The sequence below is a fragment of the Neobacillus sp. NPDC097160 genome (assembly GCF_044762155.1).
Taxonomy (GTDB): domain Bacteria; phylum Bacillota; class Bacilli; order Bacillales; family Cytobacillaceae; genus Neobacillus.
Genome location: NZ_JBIWDU010000009.1, coordinates 153176 through 172644 on the forward strand (window position 1 = coordinate 153176; position 19469 = coordinate 172644).

General features: G+C 40.3%; 18 protein-coding genes and 1 pseudogene. 13 read left to right on the forward strand and 6 right to left on the reverse strand.

The genetic code is table 11. The annotated features are described in order from the left end of the window. Positions 1-32: 32 nt before the first annotated feature. From ACIQXV_RS14675 to ACIQXV_RS14690, 4 genes and pseudogenes are all read right to left on the reverse strand, one after another. Complete coding sequence (locus ACIQXV_RS14675; RefSeq protein ID WP_402959955.1) at positions 33-1238, reverse strand: ABC transporter permease; 1206 nt, start codon at positions 1236-1238, stop codon at positions 33-35. Further along, positions 1235-1915 (reverse strand): ABC transporter ATP-binding protein, encoded by a 681-nt coding sequence (locus tag ACIQXV_RS14680; RefSeq protein ID WP_402959956.1) that lies wholly within the window; start codon positions 1913-1915, stop codon positions 1235-1237. Before ACIQXV_RS14680 ends, ACIQXV_RS14675 begins: the two co-directional genes overlap by 4 nt. Next, the gene (locus ACIQXV_RS14685) at positions 1899-3059 is read right to left on the reverse strand and encodes an efflux RND transporter periplasmic adaptor subunit (RefSeq protein ID WP_402959957.1); all 1161 of its coding nucleotides are present in this window, start codon (positions 3057-3059) and stop codon (positions 1899-1901) included. Before ACIQXV_RS14685 ends, ACIQXV_RS14680 begins: the two co-directional genes overlap by 17 nt. Continuing rightward, positions 3046-3093: pseudogene (locus ACIQXV_RS14690) on the reverse strand (hypothetical protein); the annotation flags it as partial. The gene ACIQXV_RS14685 and the pseudogene ACIQXV_RS14690, both read right to left, overlap by 14 nt. A 267-nt stretch (positions 3094-3360) precedes the next feature. Between ACIQXV_RS14690 and ACIQXV_RS14695 the strand changes: the two are divergent. The 4 genes from ACIQXV_RS14695 to nagE all read left to right on the forward strand — a co-directional run bounded on the left by ACIQXV_RS14695 (position 3361) and on the right by nagE (position 7868). Beyond that, entirely contained in the window at positions 3361-4128 is a 768-nt protein-coding gene (locus tag ACIQXV_RS14695) for a TerC family protein (protein ID WP_402960041.1), read from the forward strand. Between the two features lie 408 nt (positions 4129-4536). Further along, the gene (locus ACIQXV_RS14700) at positions 4537-5457 is read left to right on the forward strand and encodes a Gfo/Idh/MocA family protein (protein WP_402959958.1); all 921 of its coding nucleotides are present in this window, start codon (positions 4537-4539) and stop codon (positions 5455-5457) included. Positions 5458-5733: 276 nt separating this feature from the next. Next, on the forward strand, positions 5734-6219 hold the full coding sequence (locus ACIQXV_RS14705) for a PTS sugar transporter subunit IIA (RefSeq protein ID WP_402959959.1): 486 nt from the start codon (positions 5734-5736) through the stop codon (positions 6217-6219). A gap of 200 nt (positions 6220-6419) precedes the next feature. After that, positions 6420-7868 carry an N-acetylglucosamine-specific PTS transporter subunit IIBC gene (gene nagE / locus ACIQXV_RS14710; protein WP_402959960.1) on the forward strand — a complete coding sequence of 483 codons (1449 nt, stop codon included), beginning with the start codon at positions 6420-6422 and terminating at the stop codon, positions 7866-7868. Positions 7869-8016: 148 nt separating this feature from the next. On the opposite strand, the gene ACIQXV_RS14715 is transcribed toward nagE, so the two are convergent. Further along, positions 8017-8835 (reverse strand): PRD domain-containing protein, encoded by an 819-nt coding sequence (locus ACIQXV_RS14715; RefSeq protein WP_402959961.1) that lies wholly within the window; start codon positions 8833-8835, stop codon positions 8017-8019. 237 nt (positions 8836-9072) lie between these two features. On the opposite strand from ACIQXV_RS14715, the gene ACIQXV_RS14720 reads away from it, so the two are divergent. From ACIQXV_RS14720 to ACIQXV_RS14760, 9 genes are all read left to right on the forward strand, one after another. Further along, positions 9073-9690, forward strand: a complete 618-nt coding sequence (locus ACIQXV_RS14720; protein WP_402959962.1) for a methyltransferase — start codon at positions 9073-9075, stop codon at positions 9688-9690. Positions 9691-9725: 35 nt separating this feature from the next. Next, positions 9726-10739 (forward strand): DUF418 domain-containing protein, encoded by a 1014-nt coding sequence (locus tag ACIQXV_RS14725; RefSeq protein ID WP_402959963.1) that lies wholly within the window; start codon positions 9726-9728, stop codon positions 10737-10739. Between the two features lie 270 nt (positions 10740-11009). After that, positions 11010-12374, forward strand: coding sequence for an arsenic transporter (locus ACIQXV_RS14730; protein WP_402959964.1), 1365 nt, complete (start codon positions 11010-11012; stop codon positions 12372-12374). Positions 12375-12405: 31 nt separating this feature from the next. Further along, entirely contained in the window at positions 12406-13086 is a 681-nt protein-coding gene (locus ACIQXV_RS14735) for a DUF2642 domain-containing protein (RefSeq protein WP_402959965.1), read from the forward strand. Between the two features lie 390 nt (positions 13087-13476). Next, on the forward strand, positions 13477-14427 hold the full coding sequence (locus ACIQXV_RS14740; RefSeq protein ID WP_402960042.1) for an ABC transporter permease: 951 nt from the start codon (positions 13477-13479) through the stop codon (positions 14425-14427). Next, entirely contained in the window at positions 14420-15370 is a 951-nt protein-coding gene (locus tag ACIQXV_RS14745) for an iron chelate uptake ABC transporter family permease subunit (protein ID WP_402959966.1), read from the forward strand. The genes ACIQXV_RS14740 and ACIQXV_RS14745 overlap by 8 nt, the downstream gene beginning before the upstream one ends. Continuing rightward, positions 15367-16128, forward strand: a complete 762-nt coding sequence (locus ACIQXV_RS14750) for an iron ABC transporter ATP-binding protein (RefSeq protein ID WP_402959967.1) — start codon at positions 15367-15369, stop codon at positions 16126-16128. Before ACIQXV_RS14745 ends, ACIQXV_RS14750 begins: the two co-directional genes overlap by 4 nt. Positions 16129-16149: 21 nt before the next feature. After that, positions 16150-17109 carry a siderophore ABC transporter substrate-binding protein gene (locus ACIQXV_RS14755; protein ID WP_402959968.1) on the forward strand — a complete coding sequence of 320 codons (960 nt, stop codon included), beginning with the start codon at positions 16150-16152 and terminating at the stop codon, positions 17107-17109. A 244-nt stretch (positions 17110-17353) separates the two neighbouring features. Next, a complete protein-coding gene (locus ACIQXV_RS14760; RefSeq protein ID WP_402959969.1) occupies positions 17354-18814 on the forward strand; it encodes a PAS domain-containing sensor histidine kinase in 1461 nt (486 codons plus the stop codon). A gap of 69 nt (positions 18815-18883) precedes the next feature. On the opposite strand, the gene ACIQXV_RS14765 is transcribed toward ACIQXV_RS14760, so the two are convergent. Continuing rightward, positions 18884-19420: a ribonuclease H-like YkuK family protein gene (locus ACIQXV_RS14765; protein ID WP_402959970.1), complete on the reverse strand. Its 537-nt coding sequence runs from the start codon at positions 19418-19420 to the stop codon at positions 18884-18886. Positions 19421-19469 lie beyond the last annotated feature (49 nt).

The following is a 19469-nucleotide window of genomic DNA, read 5'->3' on the forward strand; positions in this document are numbered from 1 at the left end:
TTGCGTTAAGCAGTGAGGGAGTGATCCGTTTTCTATTCATATCTTAACGCGTCAATCGGGCTGAGCTTTGAAGCTTTATTTGCCGGGAGGATTCCGAAGATGATCCCGATTAAAGCAGAGAAGCTGACGCCAATTAAGACGATTAAGGGACTGACTGTCGCTACAATAGGTGAGACCTGAGAAACAATGATGGTTCCAATTGCCGCTAGTCCAATACCGAGCAGTCCGCCTAATGAGGTTAAGGTGATCGCTTCGATTAGAAATTGCAGGAGGATTTTCTTTCTTGTCGCACCAATGGCCTTTCTCAGTCCTATTTCTCTTGTTCTTTCAGTAACAGATACAAGCATGATATTCATGACACCGATCCCGCCAACTAAGAGGGAAATTCCCGCAATACTTCCAATTAGTAATGTCAGTAAAGAAATCATTTTGTTTAATTCCTTTTCATAATCTTCGAAGTTGTTTGTTGAATACTTCCCATCTTCCAGTCCCTTTTTCTCTGTCAGCGTTGCAGCTGCCAGTTTACCGGTTTCAGAAACCTTTTCAGGATCACTTGCAATCACCGATAGTTGTTCGATTTCCCGGTTACCGAACATCATCGAAATGACCGAACGCGGCATAAGCATTTCACCGGTTTCCTTATTTCGATATTGTTCTGGAATCGGCGATTCATAGACGCCTACGACCTTGTAAGGATTATCATTTAAGTCAATGATCTCACCAATCGGATTTTCCGTTTCTTTGAAAAATTTCTTCCTAGCAACGGTATCAATAAGGACAACCCGATTCAACCCGTCGTTATCTGCGGCGTATAAAGCTCGTCCTTCAACAATCTGTATATTTTTAGCGGTGAAGAATTCGGCACCAACGCCGGTAATTTGCATGTCCCCTCGCTCGTCATTCCGAGTCATTGATCCCCAGCCGTGATTGATCGCAATCACCGCTTTTACACCTGGAACCTTTGCGAGTGTTTGGATATCTTCCGCCGTCAATTCAGGCTCTTGCCAAAAGGCTTCTGGTTCCCCTTCAGGCGGGATGTATTCATAATAAATATCAATCGCATTCTTATCCGTACTAAACAATTCATCTGTCATTTGTTTTCTCGTACCTTGGCCAATTGCAACAATAATGATAACAGCGGCGACGCCGATAATGATCCCAAGCATGGTTAAGATTGACCGTACCTTATGATTCCAAATCGACGAAAAGGCAATTTTGAAACTCTCCAAGATATTCATGGTGCCACCCTCCGGTCATCAGTGATCAGGCCATCTTTTAGCGTAATGATTCGTTTTGCATAGGCTGCGATTTCCTCCTCGTGTGTCACGACTATAACCGTTTTTCCTTCTTCGTTCAGCTGCAAAAACAGCTGCATGATTTGTGCACTTGTTTTTGAATCAAGCGCACCAGTAGGCTCATCAGCTAAAATGATAGTTGGATTATTGACAAGGGCTCTAGCGATTGCGACACGCTGTTTCTGTCCGCCTGATAATTGATTGGGCAAATGCTTCATTCGATCTTCCAAGCCGACCTTTACCAGCATTTTTTTGGCTCTTTCCGTTCTTTCTCGTTTTGAAACACCGGCATAAATGAGAGGGGATGCGACGTTTTTGATTGCATTGTCTCTTGGGAACATAAAGAATTGTTGAAAAACAAAGCCGATATGTTCGTTTCTTAACCGTGCCAGGACGCTCTCTTTTGCGGAGTCGACTTTTTCACCGTTTAATTCGAATCTACCTGTAGTCGGATAATCCAAAAAGCCAATGATATTCATTAAGGTAGATTTACCTGATCCAGACGGTCCCATGATGGCAACAAACTCACCATCCTCTATCGTCAAATCAATTCCATGCAGTACAGGAACTTCAAGTGATCCCTTTCCGTACACTTTTGTGATCTCACTCAACTTCATCAAAAGAGGTCACTTCCATTCCATCATGCATTTGTTCGTTTGGTGTTATGACGACAAGTTCCCCCGACTTTACCCCTTCTGCAACCTCGATGAATTCATCATTCATCGCACCGGTTTTGACTTCTCGTCTTTCAAGCTTCCTATCTACTAAAATATAAACAATTTTGCTTCCGCCTTCGTCAATTAGTGCCGGATGTGGAATCACAAGCTTTTTGTCTGATCCGCCTACTTTAATTTCTAAGGAAACGTGGAAGCCTTGACGTAATTCTGAAGTATCATCTGTAATTGCGACCTTAAATGGATACATCGTCACATTTCCGCCGGGTGCACCGCCGCCAAATTCTCCACCGCCGCCGCCTTCCTCATTCGGAAATTGTGAAACAGATTCAATGGCACCTTTCCATTCCCGGTCTTTATAAACCTTTGGACGGATAATAACTGGCTGCCCATTCTGGATCTTTACGGCATCAAATTCACTCATTGTCCCAATGACTTTATATGGCTGACTTGAAATAATATGGATGACAGGTTCCGCTGCACCTGTTTCGGTTTTTGCCACGTTTTGATTTACCTTGACGATAATCCCATCCATTTTACTGACAATCGTCATTTCTTTTTTCTGGGCATTCAGTTCTTTGATGCGGTCGTCTGCAGAGGCAATTTCTGATTTTGTGCCCTCGTATCCCATCTCTAGTTGTACTTTTTCTGCGATAAGCTGGTTTACGTCTACTCCACCGCCTTCCTCTTCCGTTGCGGGAGTGGTTGAATTCTTTTTCGCTTCAGCAATGCGTTTCGCTAGATCCGCAATTTGATTTTTTTCGGTTTTTCCTTTACTTTGAAGCAATTCCTTTTCACGAGCTGCTTTTTTTAGTTCATTATCTATTTTGGAAGAATCATAAATTAGTAGAGCGTCACCAGCCTTGACGGACTGATTTTCCGCCACTTTATATTCGCTAATCTCGCCTTTTTCCGGCTCCAAAAAGATCTTTTGCTCACTTTCAGGGACAATTTTACCTGTCACAAGAATCGTTTCAGTTAATTCTTGTTCACTGGCCTTTTGAACCGTTATCCCCATTCCCTCGGCTTCCGTTCCTGTGGGTTTTACCTCGCCTTTGGTAATAAAGTACATAGCTGTTCCTGCAATCACAAGTAATCCAACAATCGATACTATCCAAATCCAAACCTTTTTCTTCACAATATACCCCCGAATAGTCTATTATTTGTCTCTCTTTTCTACTATAAAGGAAATGGGGGAATTTTCAAATATTTTCTATTATTTACAATGGTAACCGATTGGTGCCTGACACCCTTTCTCCTACACTTATATTACTAATAGTGTCCAACATCATTTTTTAGCTAGATTTCTTTGTTATTCTCCTAAAAAGTACTATAGTGTTTTATATATATTGGACAAACTAAGAGACGATTGTTTGAACAACAAAGGAGAAATGAAAATGGTAAACGAAATGTTATCTACCTTTGCATCCATGTTTGATTGGCATATGTGGGCAGAAGTGTTGACCTCACCGAAATCATGGGGATTAATTTTATCTTTAGCGGTACTGGAATGTATCTTATCTGCAGATAATGCTTTGGTTTTATCTGCTTTTGTCAAGCCATTACCAAAACAGCAACAAAAGAAAGCATTAATATATGGGCTATGGGGGGCTTATTTATTCCGCTTTATATTCATTGGACTTGGAACGTTTCTCATTAAACTGTGGTTCATTAAGTTAATTGGTGCGCTCTATTTGCTTTGGCTGTCCGTTAAATTTTTTATGGACAAATTTAAAAGTAATGACGGTGGGGAAGAGGAAGCACTGCGTGAGCCAAAAGGATGGTTAACGAAAACGTTTGGTGTGTTTTGGGCAACAGTTATTAGCGTTGAGCTGATGGATTTGGCTTTTTCCGTTGATAGTATTCTTACCGCACTCGCTGTTTCGGAGGAAGTTTGGGTGTTATTACTTGGCGGGATGATTGGGATTCTACTAATGCGGGGAGTTGCAACATTTTTCATTAGTCTTATGAACAGAGTCCCAGAGCTGGAAACAACAGCATATGTTTTGATTACCTTTATTGCGGTTAAGATGGGGCTGACGCTCGTGGATATTGAGATTAGGAATGAAATCTTTATTACCGTCATGATCCTTGCGTTTCTGATTACGTTCATTATTCATGGAATTCGGTCAAGATCGAAAAAAAAGCTTATGCATTAATAGTCAAAATAGTAGATCAAAGAGTCTTTCAGGGTAGGGAGGCTCTTTGTTTATGTGTTAGGACCAAGCGGTATTTTTAATGCTAAAAATTGATTGGTGGTAAAAGCAGGAAGATTGATTTTACATATCGAATTTTTGTTTATAAAATAATAATTATAAAGAAAATAGTGATAAATTAATCAAAATCTCATTTTTATAGGTTATTTTGATTAAAATCGCTGTCGCACTCTTCGTGAGTGCATGAATTGAAATTAGAAATTGCATAAGGAGGGGCAGTGCTCAAGTAGAAATTTACTTGAATGGTCTGTCCTTTTTTAAAAATAGGTAATCAATATTTTGGATATAGAAAATCATTGCTATACTTAATTTAGTTTTTAGAAAGAGAAATCAAGAAAGAAGGGAAGGTTTATGCTTAAATTAGGTATTATCGGACTCGGAGATATTGCGCAAAAAGCATATCTACCTGTCTACAGTAAAATAAAAGATGTTGAATTTCATTTTTACACAAGAGATCAAGAAAAGCTGCAAGCCATTTGCAGCCAATACCGTTTTGAAAATCTCCACTCTAGCTTGGAGTCATTGCTTGACAGTGGAATTAAAGGGGCATTCATTCATTCGTCGACAGCATCTCATGAGGAAATTGTCCATGAATTGTTAAAACACAACATCCATGTGTTTGTTGATAAACCCATAACGGACCATTATAAGGGGGCAAAAATACTCGTTGAATTAGCAGAGAAGAAAGGCCTTATTTTAATGACCGGTTTTAATAGAAGATTTGCGCCTTTATACACGCAACTGAAGAAGGTTGCCGAGCCCAATATGGTAGTTGTCCAGAAAAATCGCAAAGGTCTTCCGGGCGAGCCACGGACATTTATCTTTGATGACTTTATTCATGTTGTGGATACAATGAGATATTTATTTCCACACCCAATCAAGAACTTAATTGTTAATGGGAAAATGAAAGGTAATCAGCTTTACCATGTTGTTGTTCAATTCATTTCCAACTGTGGCGAGACAGCTATTGGTATCATGAACAGAGATAATGGGACAAACGAGGAGATAGCTGAGGTCATGGGGCCATTGGAAAAAAGAACGGTTTATAATGTGTCGAAGTTAATGATTTCAAAGGACATGGAAACAATCGAAGTTCGGGGAAGTGACTGGGAGCCGACCCTGTTCAAACGCGGCTTCGAGCAAATGGTTACTGATTTCATTGATGCTGTTCGAGCAAACGCGAAACCAAGATATTCGGCACTGGATGCACTGGAGACACATGAAATCTGTGAAAAAATTATCGAAGAGTTAGCAAAAGGTATGGAAATTTAACAAAGCTCTTATCAAAGAAGCAGCCTAAAGAGGGCTGCTCCAGTTGGTGGACAACTTTTCCATATAAAAATGTTTACGTTTGCATCTTGTAAAATTACAGATTAGTGGTATGATTAAGCTATAAGTTTAATAATGATCACATGTTACTGATACGATCAGGCATGGTGGTAAAGAATAAATGGATTTTTATATCCATTTATCTATACCTCCATGCCTTTTTTGTTGTTTTTTTACATCTTAGGGAACCATAAACAAAAAAGCAAAGGGGTAATTGCAATGTTTAACTTTTTTAAAAAAGCACCAGTTGAATTTTATATACCGGTAAATGGCAAGATTGTTTCTCTTGAGGAAGTCCCAGATCCCGTCTTCAGTCAAAAAATGATGGGCGATGGGATTGCCGTGATGCCAACAAACGGAGATATTGTTTCTCCTGCAAAGGGGACCGTTATTCTCGTTGCAGCCACTAAACACGCAGTTGGCCTTCGCGCCGAGGATGGATCAGAAATTCTAATCCATGTGGGATTAGAAACGGTTGCCTTGGATGGAAAGGGCTTTAGAGTTGCCGTTAAAGAGGGAGACAAAGTTACTGCCGGGCAATTACTAATTGAGGTTGATTGGGAATATATTGGTACAAACGCTAAAAGCACCATAACACCAGTTGTGATTACAAACAGCCAAGAAGGTAAAAAGCAATACACATTTACCGAAGAAAAAGAAGGAACTGCCGGCAAGACGGTACTATTCACAGCTTCTGCCAAGTAATGGTTTTAAGTGAAATGCTGCTCCCATTTTTCAGCAGCATTTCACTCTTATAAAAAAGTCCTTTAAGGAGGTGATTGACAAAATAGTAGAAGTAATTCTAGGCTGCTATTCGTCATTCTATTTATCAGAAATTATTTATTTTATTGTTGGCTTGTTTGATGTCTAGTAGTTTGAAAAAAAATTTTGTAGGGGGTAAAAAAATGAAGAAATATTTTCAAAGACTTGGCCGCTCATTGATGCTGCCTGTTGCCGTATTACCGGCTGCCGCCATTTTGATGGGTATTGGTTACTGGATTGACCCATCAGGCTGGGGTGCAGACAGTCCACTAGCTGCCTTCTTAATTAAAGCTGGGTCGTCCATTATTGACAACATCCCGATTCTATTTGCAGTCGGTGTAGCATTGGGGATGGCGAAAGAAAAGGATGGCTCTTCTGCGCTGAGTGGTTTGGTTGCATACTTAGTTGTCACAACCTTGCTTTCAACCAACTCGGTAGCATTGCTGGAGGGAATCGATGCAGCAAAAGTAGATCCTGCGTTTGCGAAAATCGGAAATGCCTTTATTGGTCTTCTTTCAGGTATCGTCGCTTCAATGATGTACAATCGCTTTAGTCATGTGAAATTACCAGATGCCTTGGCATTCTTTAGTGGTAAGCGGCTTGTGCCGATTATGACAGCGGTTTCAATGTTGGTTGTTTCAGCAGTACTATTCTTTGTGTGGCCTGTCATTTTTACAGGATTGGTTTCATTCGGTACTGGAATGAGTAAATTAGGTGCAGTCGGTGCAGGTTTTTATGGCTTCTTCAACCGATTATTAATTCCTACAGGTTTACACCATGCATTAAATTCCGTATTCTGGTTTGACGTAGCTGGTATCAACGATATCGGTAACTTCTGGGCAAGCAAAGGAACAAAAGGTGTTACGGGTATGTATCAAGCTGGATTCTTCCCTGTTATGATGTTCGGGTTACCAGCAGCAGCATTAGCGATGGTTCACACAGCAAAAACGAAGAAGAAAAAGCAAGTAGCTTCTTTAATGCTTGCTGCAGGTTTTGCGGCTTTCTTCACTGGGGTTACAGAACCAATTGAATTTGCGTTTATGTTTTTAGCACCAACGCTTTATCTTGTGCATGCAGCTTTAACAGGTATTTCTTTAGCAATTGCTGCAGCATTCCACTGGACAGCAGGCTTTGGCTTTAGTGCCGGACTAGTTGACTTTGTATTAAGCTCAAGATTGCCATTAGCAAATCATCCATATATGTTACTTGTTCAAGGGCTAGTATTTGCAGTCATTTACTACTTCTTATTCCGCTTCATTATTACGAAATTCAACTTAAAAACACCTGGTCGTGAAGATGATGATGATGAAATGGAAGAAGTATCTCTTGCAAAAGGTGAAAGTAAATTTGCTGCAATGGCAGCACAAATTTACGAAGGCTTGGGCGGAGACGCAAACGTTACTGCGGTTGATAACTGTGTAACACGTCTAAGGATGGAAGTAAAAGACATGAATGCCGTTGACCAAAAGAAAATTAAATCGACGGGCGTACCGGGAATCAATATTGTCGGTCCGCAAAGCATTCAGGTTATCGTTGGAACAAATGTCCAATTTGTTGCCGATGAAATTGTGAAAATTCGCAAGAAAAAATAATAATGGCAGAAAAAAACGCTTGGACACTTTATGAGAGTCCAAGCATTTTTTATCCCGCATTAACGGGCAGTAAGACCCCAATATTGGACATTGAGGTACAAAAAGGATAAGTGGGGGATGGAAACCCCCCACTGATTGAAGTTTCACTTTATCGTTTTCGTAGTCTTTCGATGTGAAGTGTTAAGTAGCCCAGTTCATGCTCTGGCAGGTAGATCTCGTGATTTTGGGCAAGGTCTTTGGCGACTTTTTTTGCACAGTTGTAGGCCAGTGGGAATTTATTGGTGATCATTTTCAGCATCTCATCATCGATTGTATTCGGCTCCCCATTATTAATCCTTGAAACAGCAAAACGAAGATGGGTCATTAAACGCTGGTAAGATAGATCGTCTTCGTCTATTTCAATATGTAAGTAATCCTTAATCGTCTGGACCATATCCCCGATGATGGCCGTTTGCCGGAGCGTTTGCTTCATGTCCCCGCCTTTCAGATTAGCGGTGTGAAGGTGCAGGGCGATAAAGGCTGCTTCGTCCACAGGCATCTTAATGTCCGTCTTCTTCTCAATATGTCTAAGTGCCCACATGCCGATATCAAATTCCTTTTTATAAAGGATTTTAATTTCATGAAAAAGTTTATTCTTAAGATTGATTCCATCCCGAACACGTTCAATGGCAAAGGATAAGTGATCGGTCAGGGCAATATGAATATGCTCGTTCAATTTGCTGCCAAGGGATTCTTCGGCGTAGGTGATAATTTCCTCTGAAAGGGCAAAGTGTTCTTCGGGAATTTGGAGAAGGAGCTGTTGGAATTTCTCATTTTCCTTCATGACAAATAGCTTTTCAATTTTCCCAGGGTTCACAATATCGTTTTTCTTTTTCTGAAAAGCGATACCTGCACCAATAGCAATCTTTTCTTCATTATGATCTGTAACGACAACGGCATTGTTATTTAATATTTTTTTGATTTTCACACAATCCACCTCCCGCTCATTTTAGAAATAGAGGAATAAATGTTGTCCCCATAAGTTACAAGGCAAATCATTATTCTATATTATATGACTTTCGACATTATACCACTTTTTCCTTCTTATTAAGCTGATAAACAGGGATAGGGGATGGGGCTGCGTTTTTAATGTCTTTTTTTCAAAAAATGGTTTAATCTAAATGTGGAATTGTTGCTTTTAAATATACTTGAATAGGTGTAAGCGATGAAAGAACATTATTATGATAAATTATTGAACATAAAAACAAAGGGAGATCAATATGGGGGAGGGATCGCCAACAAGTCCTTGCATTATCATCCGTATGAGCCGACTCCCTATAGTGCTTTGGAAGAGCTATTTCGTCATTATGAAGTGAAAAGCAGTGACCGGGTAGTTGATTTTGGGTGCGGTAAAGGGCGCTTGAATTTTTATCTCCACTATTTTTTTCATGCATCTGTGGTTGGGGTGGAAATGAATGAGACTCTTTTTCAAGCGGCAGTTGAAAATTGCGGGAGTTACGTGGGGAAATTGAAAAAGGGTCAGGATCAAATTCAATTCTATTGCTGCTTGGCAGAAGAGTATGAGATTGATGCAAGGGATAATCGCTTTTATTTCTTCAATCCGTTTTCGATTCAAGTGTTTAGGAAGATTGTAAATCATATTTTGCTGTCAGTGGAGAAAGCGGAACGGGTAATTGAGCTTGTGTTATATTATCCATCGGAGGATTATATTTATTTTCTCGAAAGCCAGACTTCGTTTGAATTAAAAGGGGAGGTCATCCTGCCTTATTTGTATGAACATAATCCGAATGAACGGTTTTTGATTTATCAGCTGGAATATTAGCGGGAGGGGGAAGGAACATTTCAATAGAAAAGGTGATGAATATAAATAAACGGATTGATACATTAGATTATTTGCGTGGGTTTGCGCTGATGGGGATTATTTTGGTGAATATAATACCTTTGCTGTCTGTGAATCTGCCTTCGCCCCACACCTTGGAGACTACTTACTGGCGGTTTTTATATTTATTTGTGGAAGGGCGCTTTTATACGATTTTTACCTTTTTGTTTGGGGTTGGCTTTTATATTTTTATCACACGGGCCAATGCAAAAGGAAAGAATGGATATGTTTTGTTCTTGAGGCGCATGATTGCCTTATTGATCATGGGCTTGGTTCATGTCCGTTTCCATCCAGGCGAAGCATTAACGGTTTATGCCATTTGCGGACTTATTATTTTGCCATTTTACAAAGCCCATAAGGTAGTTAATCTAGTATTTGGCTCCGCCATGTTAATCGTCTTGGCGATTTTTTCATTCAAACTGTTTATGGTGATTCCACTAATGTTATTGGGAATTGCAGCAGGCCAATTTCATTTGTTCGAAGAGCTCTCTAAAAAACGTAATAAGATAATCCTTTTTACAAGTATCATGTTGGGTTTAAGTATTCTAGGTCTTATTTATCAATATCAATATGCCCCGGTTGTTTTTGGCCATGGTTCGGAAGTGGATTTCCTGACGACACAACGATTCTTTAACATTGGGATATCAATTGGACCGATTATTTCGGCCTTTTATGTTGGGCTCTTTGTGTTGCTCTTGCAATCTTCATTTTTTCAAAAGGTACTGTCCCCTTTAAAAAGCTACGGGCGGATGGCACTAACTAACTATATTTCACAAACAGCCTTTATTTATCTGGTTGGAAATATGCTGAATTTATTCAACAATATTACCTATATACAATCTCTATACATCTGTTTAACGATTTATATCATCCAGCTTATATTCACCACAATCTGGCTCCACTTCTTTCGATTCGGACCATTGGAATGGATCTGGAAAGTGGTGACCTATTTGGAAATACCACCCCTTAGAAAAAGGGAGAAAATAATATAAATAGTGTCAATAGCTTAAAAAGGGTGTCAGGCACCATTCACATGGTGCCTGACACCCTTTTTACTTTTACCAACTTATCTAGATTCTTGTGGAATTTTCCCTAAAAGGGTACAAACCTAGAGCCTGTCAAATTCCCAATACATATAAATAAAGTACATAGAAACAAGAGAGACAAATGGAAGGGGGGGACAGAAGCGGACGAACTGTTTGAGGGGTGAATGTCGCATCATGATGACATCATGAATTACGAGCATTTGAGAGGAGATCATTATGCAATTTCAACCAATGGTGTGGATGACAATTTTCTCGTTTGTGGCCACACTGATTTTTATCCTTTGGAGACCGCACGGAATTAACGAGGCGATTCCAGCCACAATTGGCGCGATTCTTGTTTTTATCAGCGGCAGTGTCACACTGTCCGACCTTGGTATTATCACCGAAACCATCAGCGGTGCCGCCATCACCATTATCGCAACGATTGTCATGGCAATCGTCTTAGAAAGCTTTGGATTCTTTAACTGGGTGGCCGAGAAGCTCGCGGCCAAGGCGAAGGGGTCCGGTATCAGGCTTTTCTGGTACGTCAACCTGTTATGTTTTCTGATGACGCTTTTTTTTAATAATGATGGGAGTATCCTAATCACGACACCGATTCTTGTCATGCTATTGAACAACATGGGTCTTAAAAATCATCAAAAAATCCCGTATTTATTGTCGGGGGGCTTAATTGCCACCGCTTCAAGTGCCCCAATTGGCGTTAGTAATATCGTTAACTTAATCGCATTGAAAATCGTCGATATGAGCTTGTATATGCATACCGCAATGATGCTTGTTCCAGCAACACTCGGGCTTCTGCTTTTAGTTTATCTGCTATTCCTGCGCTTTAAAAAAGTACTGCCGAAAACCGTTCCTACAAATGTTACAGGTCTAACCAAATCATCCTATCACCCGCTAAAGCCCGGAACACACCCTTCTTCTGAAAAAGCACGGTCAAAGTTCATGCGTAATGTCCTGCTATTTGTTTTCGCTGTTCGTGTCAGCCTTTTTGTCGCATCGTATTTTGCTATCCCAGTTTCGCTTATGGCGGTAATAGGCTCCCTTGTTCTTTTAGGCTGGAGATGGGCCTATCTCAAAATTCCTCCGACTGATATGCTTAAAAAAACTCCGTGGTATATACTCGTTTTTGCTTTTAGTATGTATGTGATTATTTACGGTTTGAACAATATCGGATTAACGGACTGGCTGATTGCCTTTATGGAGCCGATGGTGTCTGGAAGCCTGCTTCATGCGAGTGTAATGATGGGTGGACTCCTGTCCATTCTCTCCAATATTTTCAACAATCACCCAGCACTCATGGTTGGAACACTGACGTTAACCCATATGGGATTAGACACGTTGACCTTGAAGGTATCTTATTTAGCAAACGTCATTGGCAGTAACATGGGATCATTACTGCTCCCGATGGGTACGCTTGCTACGCTGATGTGGATGCACATCGTCGTTCGAAAAGGGAAAATCATGATCACATGGTGGGAATATGTAAAAATCACCGTAGTGGTCATTCCACCGGCGACATTGTTTACGTTAGTAGTTTTATATTATTGGGTTTCGTGGCTCTTTGGCGGGGCACTGCAATAACTAGAGCTAAAAAGGTAAAGGAGAAATGAAAATGAATGAGTTTAGCGATTTAATGGGGAAAAATATTGAAATTGAGATTTCAGGCGGAAATTTTTACTCAGGCATACTTGTTGATGCCGGATTGGATATCATTGTTTTATATGTAGGGAGAACGGGGAACTTTTATTATATTCCGTCCGTTCATATTCAGCGGATAAAAGAAAAGAAAATTGAGGAAAACAGCACCTATTATGAACAACCCTCAGAAAAACCGCTCGAAACAGATCCACATGCCATTTCATTTCGAAGAATGTTAACCAACGCTAAGGGAAGATTTGTGGAGGTGTATGTAACGGGGAATAAGTCGATTCATGGCTATTTAACGAGTATTATGAATGACTATTTTGTCTTTTACTCCCCCGTGTATAAAACAATGTATATTTCAATGAATCATGTAAAATGGTTGATCCCGTATCCGGAAAATGCAGCGCCATATTCTTTAAGTAATCAAACTTTTCCTGTCAATTCAACCAAGATCCCATTAGCAAGAAGCTTCGATGAGCAATGTAAAAAGTTAGAGAATCAGCTTGTCGTCATCGATGGCGGTAACAGCAGTGAAAAAATTGGCTTACTTCAGGAAGCCGGTAATAAGTGTTTGACCTTAATTACCGCAGAAAGGGAAACCGTGTATCGAAATCATAAGCATGTCAAGACGATTTATCTGGCAAACTAAATCTTAAGGGTGAGTTACATGTTTTGTAAAAGAAAACAAAAAAATAATCCACATTTGTTTGGCTGACAAAGGATGGATTATTCTTTCAATCTCATACACTATTTTTGGCCGTGGTAATAGGGGCCACGGTCTTTTTCAAGTTTGTTTTGTAGTATTAAAATATGTTCTAAAGGCTAACAATGTTCATGTTTGCGGAGGGCTGTTTCACAATTATTTTTCAAGTTTCACATCATGTTCCATTATCCTATTTGTTAATCGTTACCATTTTAATTGATAGAAATTCTCATTTATCCATTGACAACATATTTTACCCTGTTATAATCAAGGTTGTAAGGATTAGTGATAATGATTTTCAATATCATCTATAAAACTAAACTATTGGGGACAGCCATGAAGAAACGATATTTACTTTTGGCATTAATTATTTTATCTATGGGTTCATTATTTGTTGGGGTAAGCAGGCTTTCACCAATGGACCTGCTAGACTTTCAATCTGAAGAAACGCAAATTTTTCTTATCAGCAGGGTGCCGCGGCTTGTAGCGATTTTACTGGCAGGGGCGGGGATGAGTATAGCCGGTTTAATCATGCAGCAGCTCAGCCGTAATAAATTTGTTTCGCCGACAACGGCAGGAACTTTGGATGCCACTCGTCTTGGAATCCTCGTTTCGATGTTGGTATTTGCAAACGCCTCTATGATAGAAAAAATGGTCGTTGCCTTTGTATTCGCACTTGGCGGTACGTTTTTATTTATGCAAATTCTCGATCGTATCAAGTTTAAAGATGCCATTTTCATTCCGCTTGTCGGGCTGATGTTTGGGAACATCTTGTCCTCCGTTACCACATTTTTCGCTTACCGGGCAGATGTGATTCAAAATATGTCGGCGTGGCTGCAAGGTGATTTTTCAATGATCATGAAAGGGCGCTATGAACTGTTATACATAAGTATTCCGATATTAGTGATAGCCTATTTATTTGCCAACCGCTTTACCGTAGCCGGGATGGGGGAAGATTTTTCAAAAAATTTAGGTCTTTCCTATCGCAGGGTCGTAAACGTTGGGCTGGCGCTTGTTGCGTTAATAACGGCAACAGTCGTCCTGACAGTCGGGGTTATCCCGTTCCTCGGCTTAATTATTCCGAATATCATCTCGATTTTTAAAGGAGACCACTTGCAAAAAACATTGCCGCATACCGCCCTTCTGGGGGCTAACTTTTTGCTAGTTTGTGATATTTTGGGCCGGGTAATTATTTATCCATACGAGATTTCGATTAGTCTCATGGTCGGTGTTATCGGCAGCGGGATTTTCCTCTACCTTCTTTTTAGGAGGAAGGTATATGCGTAATTCGATGAAGATGATCTGTCTCGCTTTCGTTGCCGCTGGCTGCTGTGTCCTTTACTTATTTCATGATTTAAACGGCAGTTTTGATTACGCCCTGCCTCGAAGGGCGATAAAAGTGATTGCCATGGTGATTACAGGATTTACAATTGCCTATGCGACAGTTGTATTCCAGACGATTACCCATAATCGCATTTTAACGCCAAGTATTATGGGGCTAGATGCTCTATATTTACTGTTACAAACGGTGATTATATTCTTTTTAGGCTCCGGCCACATGATTGTTGTCAATAAACAGGTGAACTTTTTACTTTCTGTTGCCGTGATGATTGTGTTTTCCCTATTCTTATATCGCTTTTTATTTAAAAAAGGCGGGCAGCCGATCTACTTTTTACTGCTTGTCGGGATTATCGTCGGCACGTTTTTCTCGAGTATCTCTACCTTTTTTCAAGTGCTGATTGACCCGAATGAGTTTCAGATTGTCCAAGACCGGATGTTTGCTAGTTTTAACAATATCAATTCGGATTTGGTATGGATGGCGATTGTCATTGTTGCCCTGGTGATGATCTATGCATGGCGTTATGTAAAATATCTTGATGTTTTATCGCTTGGCCGCGAAATGGCGATTAACCTCGGCGTTCCGTATGATTCAATTGTGAAACAAATGCTTGTCATTGTAGCGATTTTCATTTCGATTTCGACGGCACTCGTCGGACCGATTACCTTTTTTGGCTTAATTGTCGCCAATCTATCGTATCAATTTTTCAAAACCTACAAGCATAAGGTGCTGATCAGCGGTGCAGTGGTGATGAGTGTTATTGCTTTAGTCGGCGGACAATGGGTGGTTGAACGGGTCTTTACTTTTTCGACAACACTGAGTGTCATTATTAATTTTATCGGTGGTGTCTATTTCATCTATTTACTACTGAAGGAGAGGAAAACGGCATGATTCAAGTAAAGGCATTGACGAAGTTATACGGGAAGAAGTCGGTTGTGGACCAAGTTACCGTGGATATTCAGCCTGGAAAAATCACTTCCTTTATTGGGCCGAATGGCGCGGGTAAATCAACGCTCTTGTCGATGGTCAGCCGGCTGCTTGATGCGGATACGGGTGAAGTGCTTGTCGACAATGCGGACGTAAGGAAAATGAAATCACAGGAATTTGCTAAAAGAGTTTCAATTTTGAAGCAGTCGAATTACATGAATGTCCGGCTTACGATTCGCGAGCTTGTATCTTTTGGCCGGTTTCCTTATTCGAAAGGCCGTTTAACTGAAGAGGATGAACGGTTCGTTGAGCAATCGCTTGCGTACATGCATTTAACCGAAATGCAGGACAGCTTTTTAGATGAATTATCGGGCGGTCAGCGGCAGCGTGCTTTTATCGCCATGGTGATCGCCCAGGATACCGAGTACATATTGCTTGATGAACCACTCAACAATTTGGATATGAAGCACTCGGTTCAGATTATGAAGATTTTGCGCAGGCTTGTAGATGAGCTAGGTAAAACGGTGGTCATTGTCCTGCATGATATTAACTTTGCCTCCGTTTATTCTGACCGAATTGTCGCGATGAAGGATGGCAGGGTGGTGAAAGACGGGCCAACAGAAGAGATTATTCAGTCAGAGGCCTTGAGCGAAATTTACGATATGGATATTCCGATTCAGGAAATGAACAACTGTAGAATCTGTGTATATTTTAATTCATGATGAAAAAGGAGAGATGAGCAGATGACGAAAAGATGGAGTTTACTGGGATTGGTTTTTACGATGATTTTGATTTTAGTAGCATGTGGAGGGACCTCCAAAGAGGAAAGCAAGGCGAAAACGGCATCCTCAAATAAGGCAGATACAGCTGAGAAAATGACGATTAAGCATCAATATGGTGAAGCTGTTGTTGAGAAAAATCCGAAAAAAGTGGTTGTGTTTGATTTTGGTGTCTTAGATACCCTAGATGAGTTAGGTATCGAGGTCACAGGTGTTCCACAGGCAACCATTCCTTCCTATCTGAAAAAATATGCGGATAAGAAATATACGAATGTCGGCAGCTTAAAAGAGCCTGATTTCGAAGCGGTTCATGCACTAAAGCCAGATGTTATTTTTATCTCCACACGCCAGGCAGAATTATATGACCAATTTGCAGAGATTGCCCCTACCGTTTATGTCGGTCTAGATTATGCTAATTACATGGATTCTTTTGAGAAAAATATGAACTTAATTGGCGGGATTTTTGGCAAAGAAGACAAGGTGGCAAGTGAACTAAAAGACATTGAAGCGAGTGTTGAAAAGTTAAACAAAAAGGCGTCTGCACTTGATCAAAAAGGGCTTATTGTCTTGGCGAATGAGGGTAAAGTGAGCGCCTATGGCCCAAGTTCCCGTTTCGGGCTTATCCATGATGTGTTTGGGTTCGGTGCGGCCGATAAGAATATTGAAGTCTCTACACACGGCCAAAGCATTACGTTTGAATATATTAAAGAGAAGAATCCGGATGTCCTGTTCGTCATTGACCGTGCGACAGCTGTCGGCGGCGAAGTTGGTGCGAAAGAAATCGTTGAAAATGAGCTGGTGAAGAAAACGGAAGCCTATAAAAATGATAAAATTGTCTATCTAGATGCCGACTCCTGGTACCTAAGCGGCGGCGGCCTAAAATCCGTCAAAGCCATGACAAAAGAAGTAGAAGAAGCATTATAAAGTGAAACTTCAATCAGTGGGGTTCATACTGCTCGTTAATAAAAAATGAAAATGGAAAACACAGAAACGCTTGCAGCCGCTGCTCATGGGCACAAGCGTTTTTTGTTCTTCAAAAGTGTCCGTCTGGGATGGAAAGTGTCTTTTTATGGTGCCTGACACCCTATTGAAAATATTTCTTCCCTTTACCAAAAAATTCTGTAAAATGGAGATTGATAGTACTTTTGATGTGTTTGGAGAGATTTCTATGGCGATGTGTTTCCCGATTTTTGGAAAAGAAAATGAATCTGTGGTCTATAATCCAGATGAATTAATTGACCTTTTTCTTGATTGTACGGCCGATGGGATTTGTATTGTCGATATGGAGAATCGGTTTATTCGAATAAATCCTATGTATACCAATATTTTTGGTTATACAGAGGAGGATGTTTTAGGAAGAACATTCGAGGAATTTCCCAATCCCGACACTGTTATCGAAATAATAGGAGCAGTCAAACGTGGCGAAGCCTTTCATAATATGAATACACAGCGCAGCCATAAGGATGGCACCATTCTTGATATTGCCGTTTCCTATTCTCCTTTTCGGAATTTGAATGGAGAAATAATTGCCATCATCGCCGTTTATCGTGATATTACAAACCGTTTAAATATGGAAAGAGAATTGAAAAAAACGCGTGAATTGTATCGATTAATTACGGAAAATACAACAGATATGATTAAGCTTTATTCGAAGGATAAGAAGGTTATGTATGCTTCTCCTTCACATGCAAAAGGGATTGGGTATACGCCTGAGCAATTAATCGGAAAAACCGTATATGAAATTATAGTGCCTGAGGAAAAGGAGCATTTTGAATGCTTTTATCAGGAATTGATAGATAAGGGAGAGCCCCTCCTATTTCAAACAAAAATTAAAACTGGCAGTAATGAAGTAATCGATTCGGAAACGACTGTTTCTCCAATTTTTAATGAGCTTAATGAGGTTGAATCCTATGTAACGGTTAGCAGAAATATTACTGACAGGGTAAAAAATGATGATGCGCTCCGAAATTTAGACCGCCTGTCCATCATCGGTCAATTAGCTGCCGGAGTCGCCCACGAAATACGGAACCCATTGACTTCATTAAAGGGGTTTTCCAAACTGTTGAAAAGTACCACCAATAAGGAGAAGCAAGAAGATTATTTATCGATTATCACGAACGAGCTAGATCGTATCGATATGATTGTAAACGAATTTATGTCCCTTGCCAAACCTCAAGCGATTCAATTTGAGCGGGAAAGTTTAAATTCAATTCTGGAAAGTACGGTTAAAATTCTTCATCCACAAGCTTTGCTACATAATGTTCAAATTATAAATCGCTATCATACAAATGAGATCGATTTACTTTGCAACCCACACCAATTGAAACAAGTCTTTGTTAATTTTTTGAAAAATGCCATTGAATCTATGCAGTACGGAGGAAAAGTTTATATTGATGTACAAAAGCTGGAGGAGAAAAGAGTACAGATTAGTTTTTCCGATGAAGGTATTGGAATCGACACAGAGCTCATGGGCTATTTGGGGACACCGTTCTACACAACAAAGGATAAAGGAATTGGACTGGGTCTGACCGTCAGCAACAAAATACTCCAGGAACATAACGGCACCATGAAGATTGAAAGCCAGCCTGGCAAAGGCACTACCGTAAAGGTAGAATTGAACTATATATAATATGGCAATCGTAATAAGGGTGTCAGGCACCACTCGTGGACAACTGTCCTTTTGTGGTGCCTGACACCCTTATTTAGTGTAGCGGTTCGCATAGCTTGAGGCGACGAAGGCATTGGGTTTGATTTTCGGTTCTACTCCCATAGATTCGATGCGCGTCACCATTTCTTTGACGAATTCACTCGTCTTATTTCGTTTACCTGCCCCGATATCGATATGCCCCTCCATTGTAAATGTTGCTCCTTGGTAAAGATGGGGAAGGACAATTGAAATCATTACATTTTTCCTTTCCTCGGTAAACATCGAAACGATTTCCTCGGTTAAGGAGAGTTCAAGTGAGATTCGCTCGTGCAAATGCATCATTTTTCTTGGTACAATTACCTTTCTTATGCATGCCCACACACCATTTCCCTCATTTTGAATCACAATGCCGGTGATAAAAACGGTCTGTGATCTATGAACCTGTGAATCTGTCCCCACCATCAGACGATAATTCCCGTTTGGATTACTTTTCATGAATGTAACAATCCGTTCAAAGACCTGTTCGAATGACAAATCATTCTCCTGAAGATTTCGAAACGAATAGTGATAATCCTGGGATTTTTTCATATAAAAGCACCACATCTTTCCCTTCCACTTGAAAGTTTAGTCAAAGCTC

Bases quoted from the DNA above. Each gene is read 5' to 3' on its own strand.
- ACIQXV_RS14675 (WP_402959955.1), bottom strand. From the start codon at position 1,238: ATGAATATCTTGGAGAGTTTCAAAATTGCCTTTTCGTCGATTTGGAAT.
- ACIQXV_RS14695 (WP_402960041.1), top strand. From the start codon at position 3,361: ATGAAAATGGTAAACGAAATGTTATCTACCTTTGCATCCATGTTTGAT.
- ACIQXV_RS14700 (WP_402959958.1), top strand. From the start codon at position 4,537: ATGCTTAAATTAGGTATTATCGGACTCGGAGATATTGCGCAAAAAGCA.
- ACIQXV_RS14705 (WP_402959959.1), top strand. From the start codon at position 5,734: ATGTTTAACTTTTTTAAAAAAGCACCAGTTGAATTTTATATACCGGTA.
- nagE (WP_402959960.1), top strand. From the start codon at position 6,420: ATGAAGAAATATTTTCAAAGACTTGGCCGCTCATTGATGCTGCCTGTT.
- ACIQXV_RS14720 (WP_402959962.1), top strand. From the start codon at position 9,073: ATGAAAGAACATTATTATGATAAATTATTGAACATAAAAACAAAGGGA.
- ACIQXV_RS14725 (WP_402959963.1), top strand. From the start codon at position 9,726: ATGAATATAAATAAACGGATTGATACATTAGATTATTTGCGTGGGTTT.
- ACIQXV_RS14730 (WP_402959964.1), top strand. From the start codon at position 11,010: ATGCAATTTCAACCAATGGTGTGGATGACAATTTTCTCGTTTGTGGCC.
- ACIQXV_RS14735 (WP_402959965.1), top strand. From the start codon at position 12,406: ATGAATGAGTTTAGCGATTTAATGGGGAAAAATATTGAAATTGAGATT.
- ACIQXV_RS14740 (WP_402960042.1), top strand. From the start codon at position 13,477: ATGAAGAAACGATATTTACTTTTGGCATTAATTATTTTATCTATGGGT.
- ACIQXV_RS14745 (WP_402959966.1), top strand. From the start codon at position 14,420: ATGCGTAATTCGATGAAGATGATCTGTCTCGCTTTCGTTGCCGCTGGC.
- ACIQXV_RS14750 (WP_402959967.1), top strand. From the start codon at position 15,367: ATGATTCAAGTAAAGGCATTGACGAAGTTATACGGGAAGAAGTCGGTT.
- ACIQXV_RS14755 (WP_402959968.1), top strand. From the start codon at position 16,150: ATGACGAAAAGATGGAGTTTACTGGGATTGGTTTTTACGATGATTTTG.
- ACIQXV_RS14760 (WP_402959969.1), top strand. From the start codon at position 17,354: ATGGCGATGTGTTTCCCGATTTTTGGAAAAGAAAATGAATCTGTGGTC.
- ACIQXV_RS14765 (WP_402959970.1), bottom strand. From the start codon at position 19,420: ATGAAAAAATCCCAGGATTATCACTATTCGTTTCGAAATCTTCAGGAG.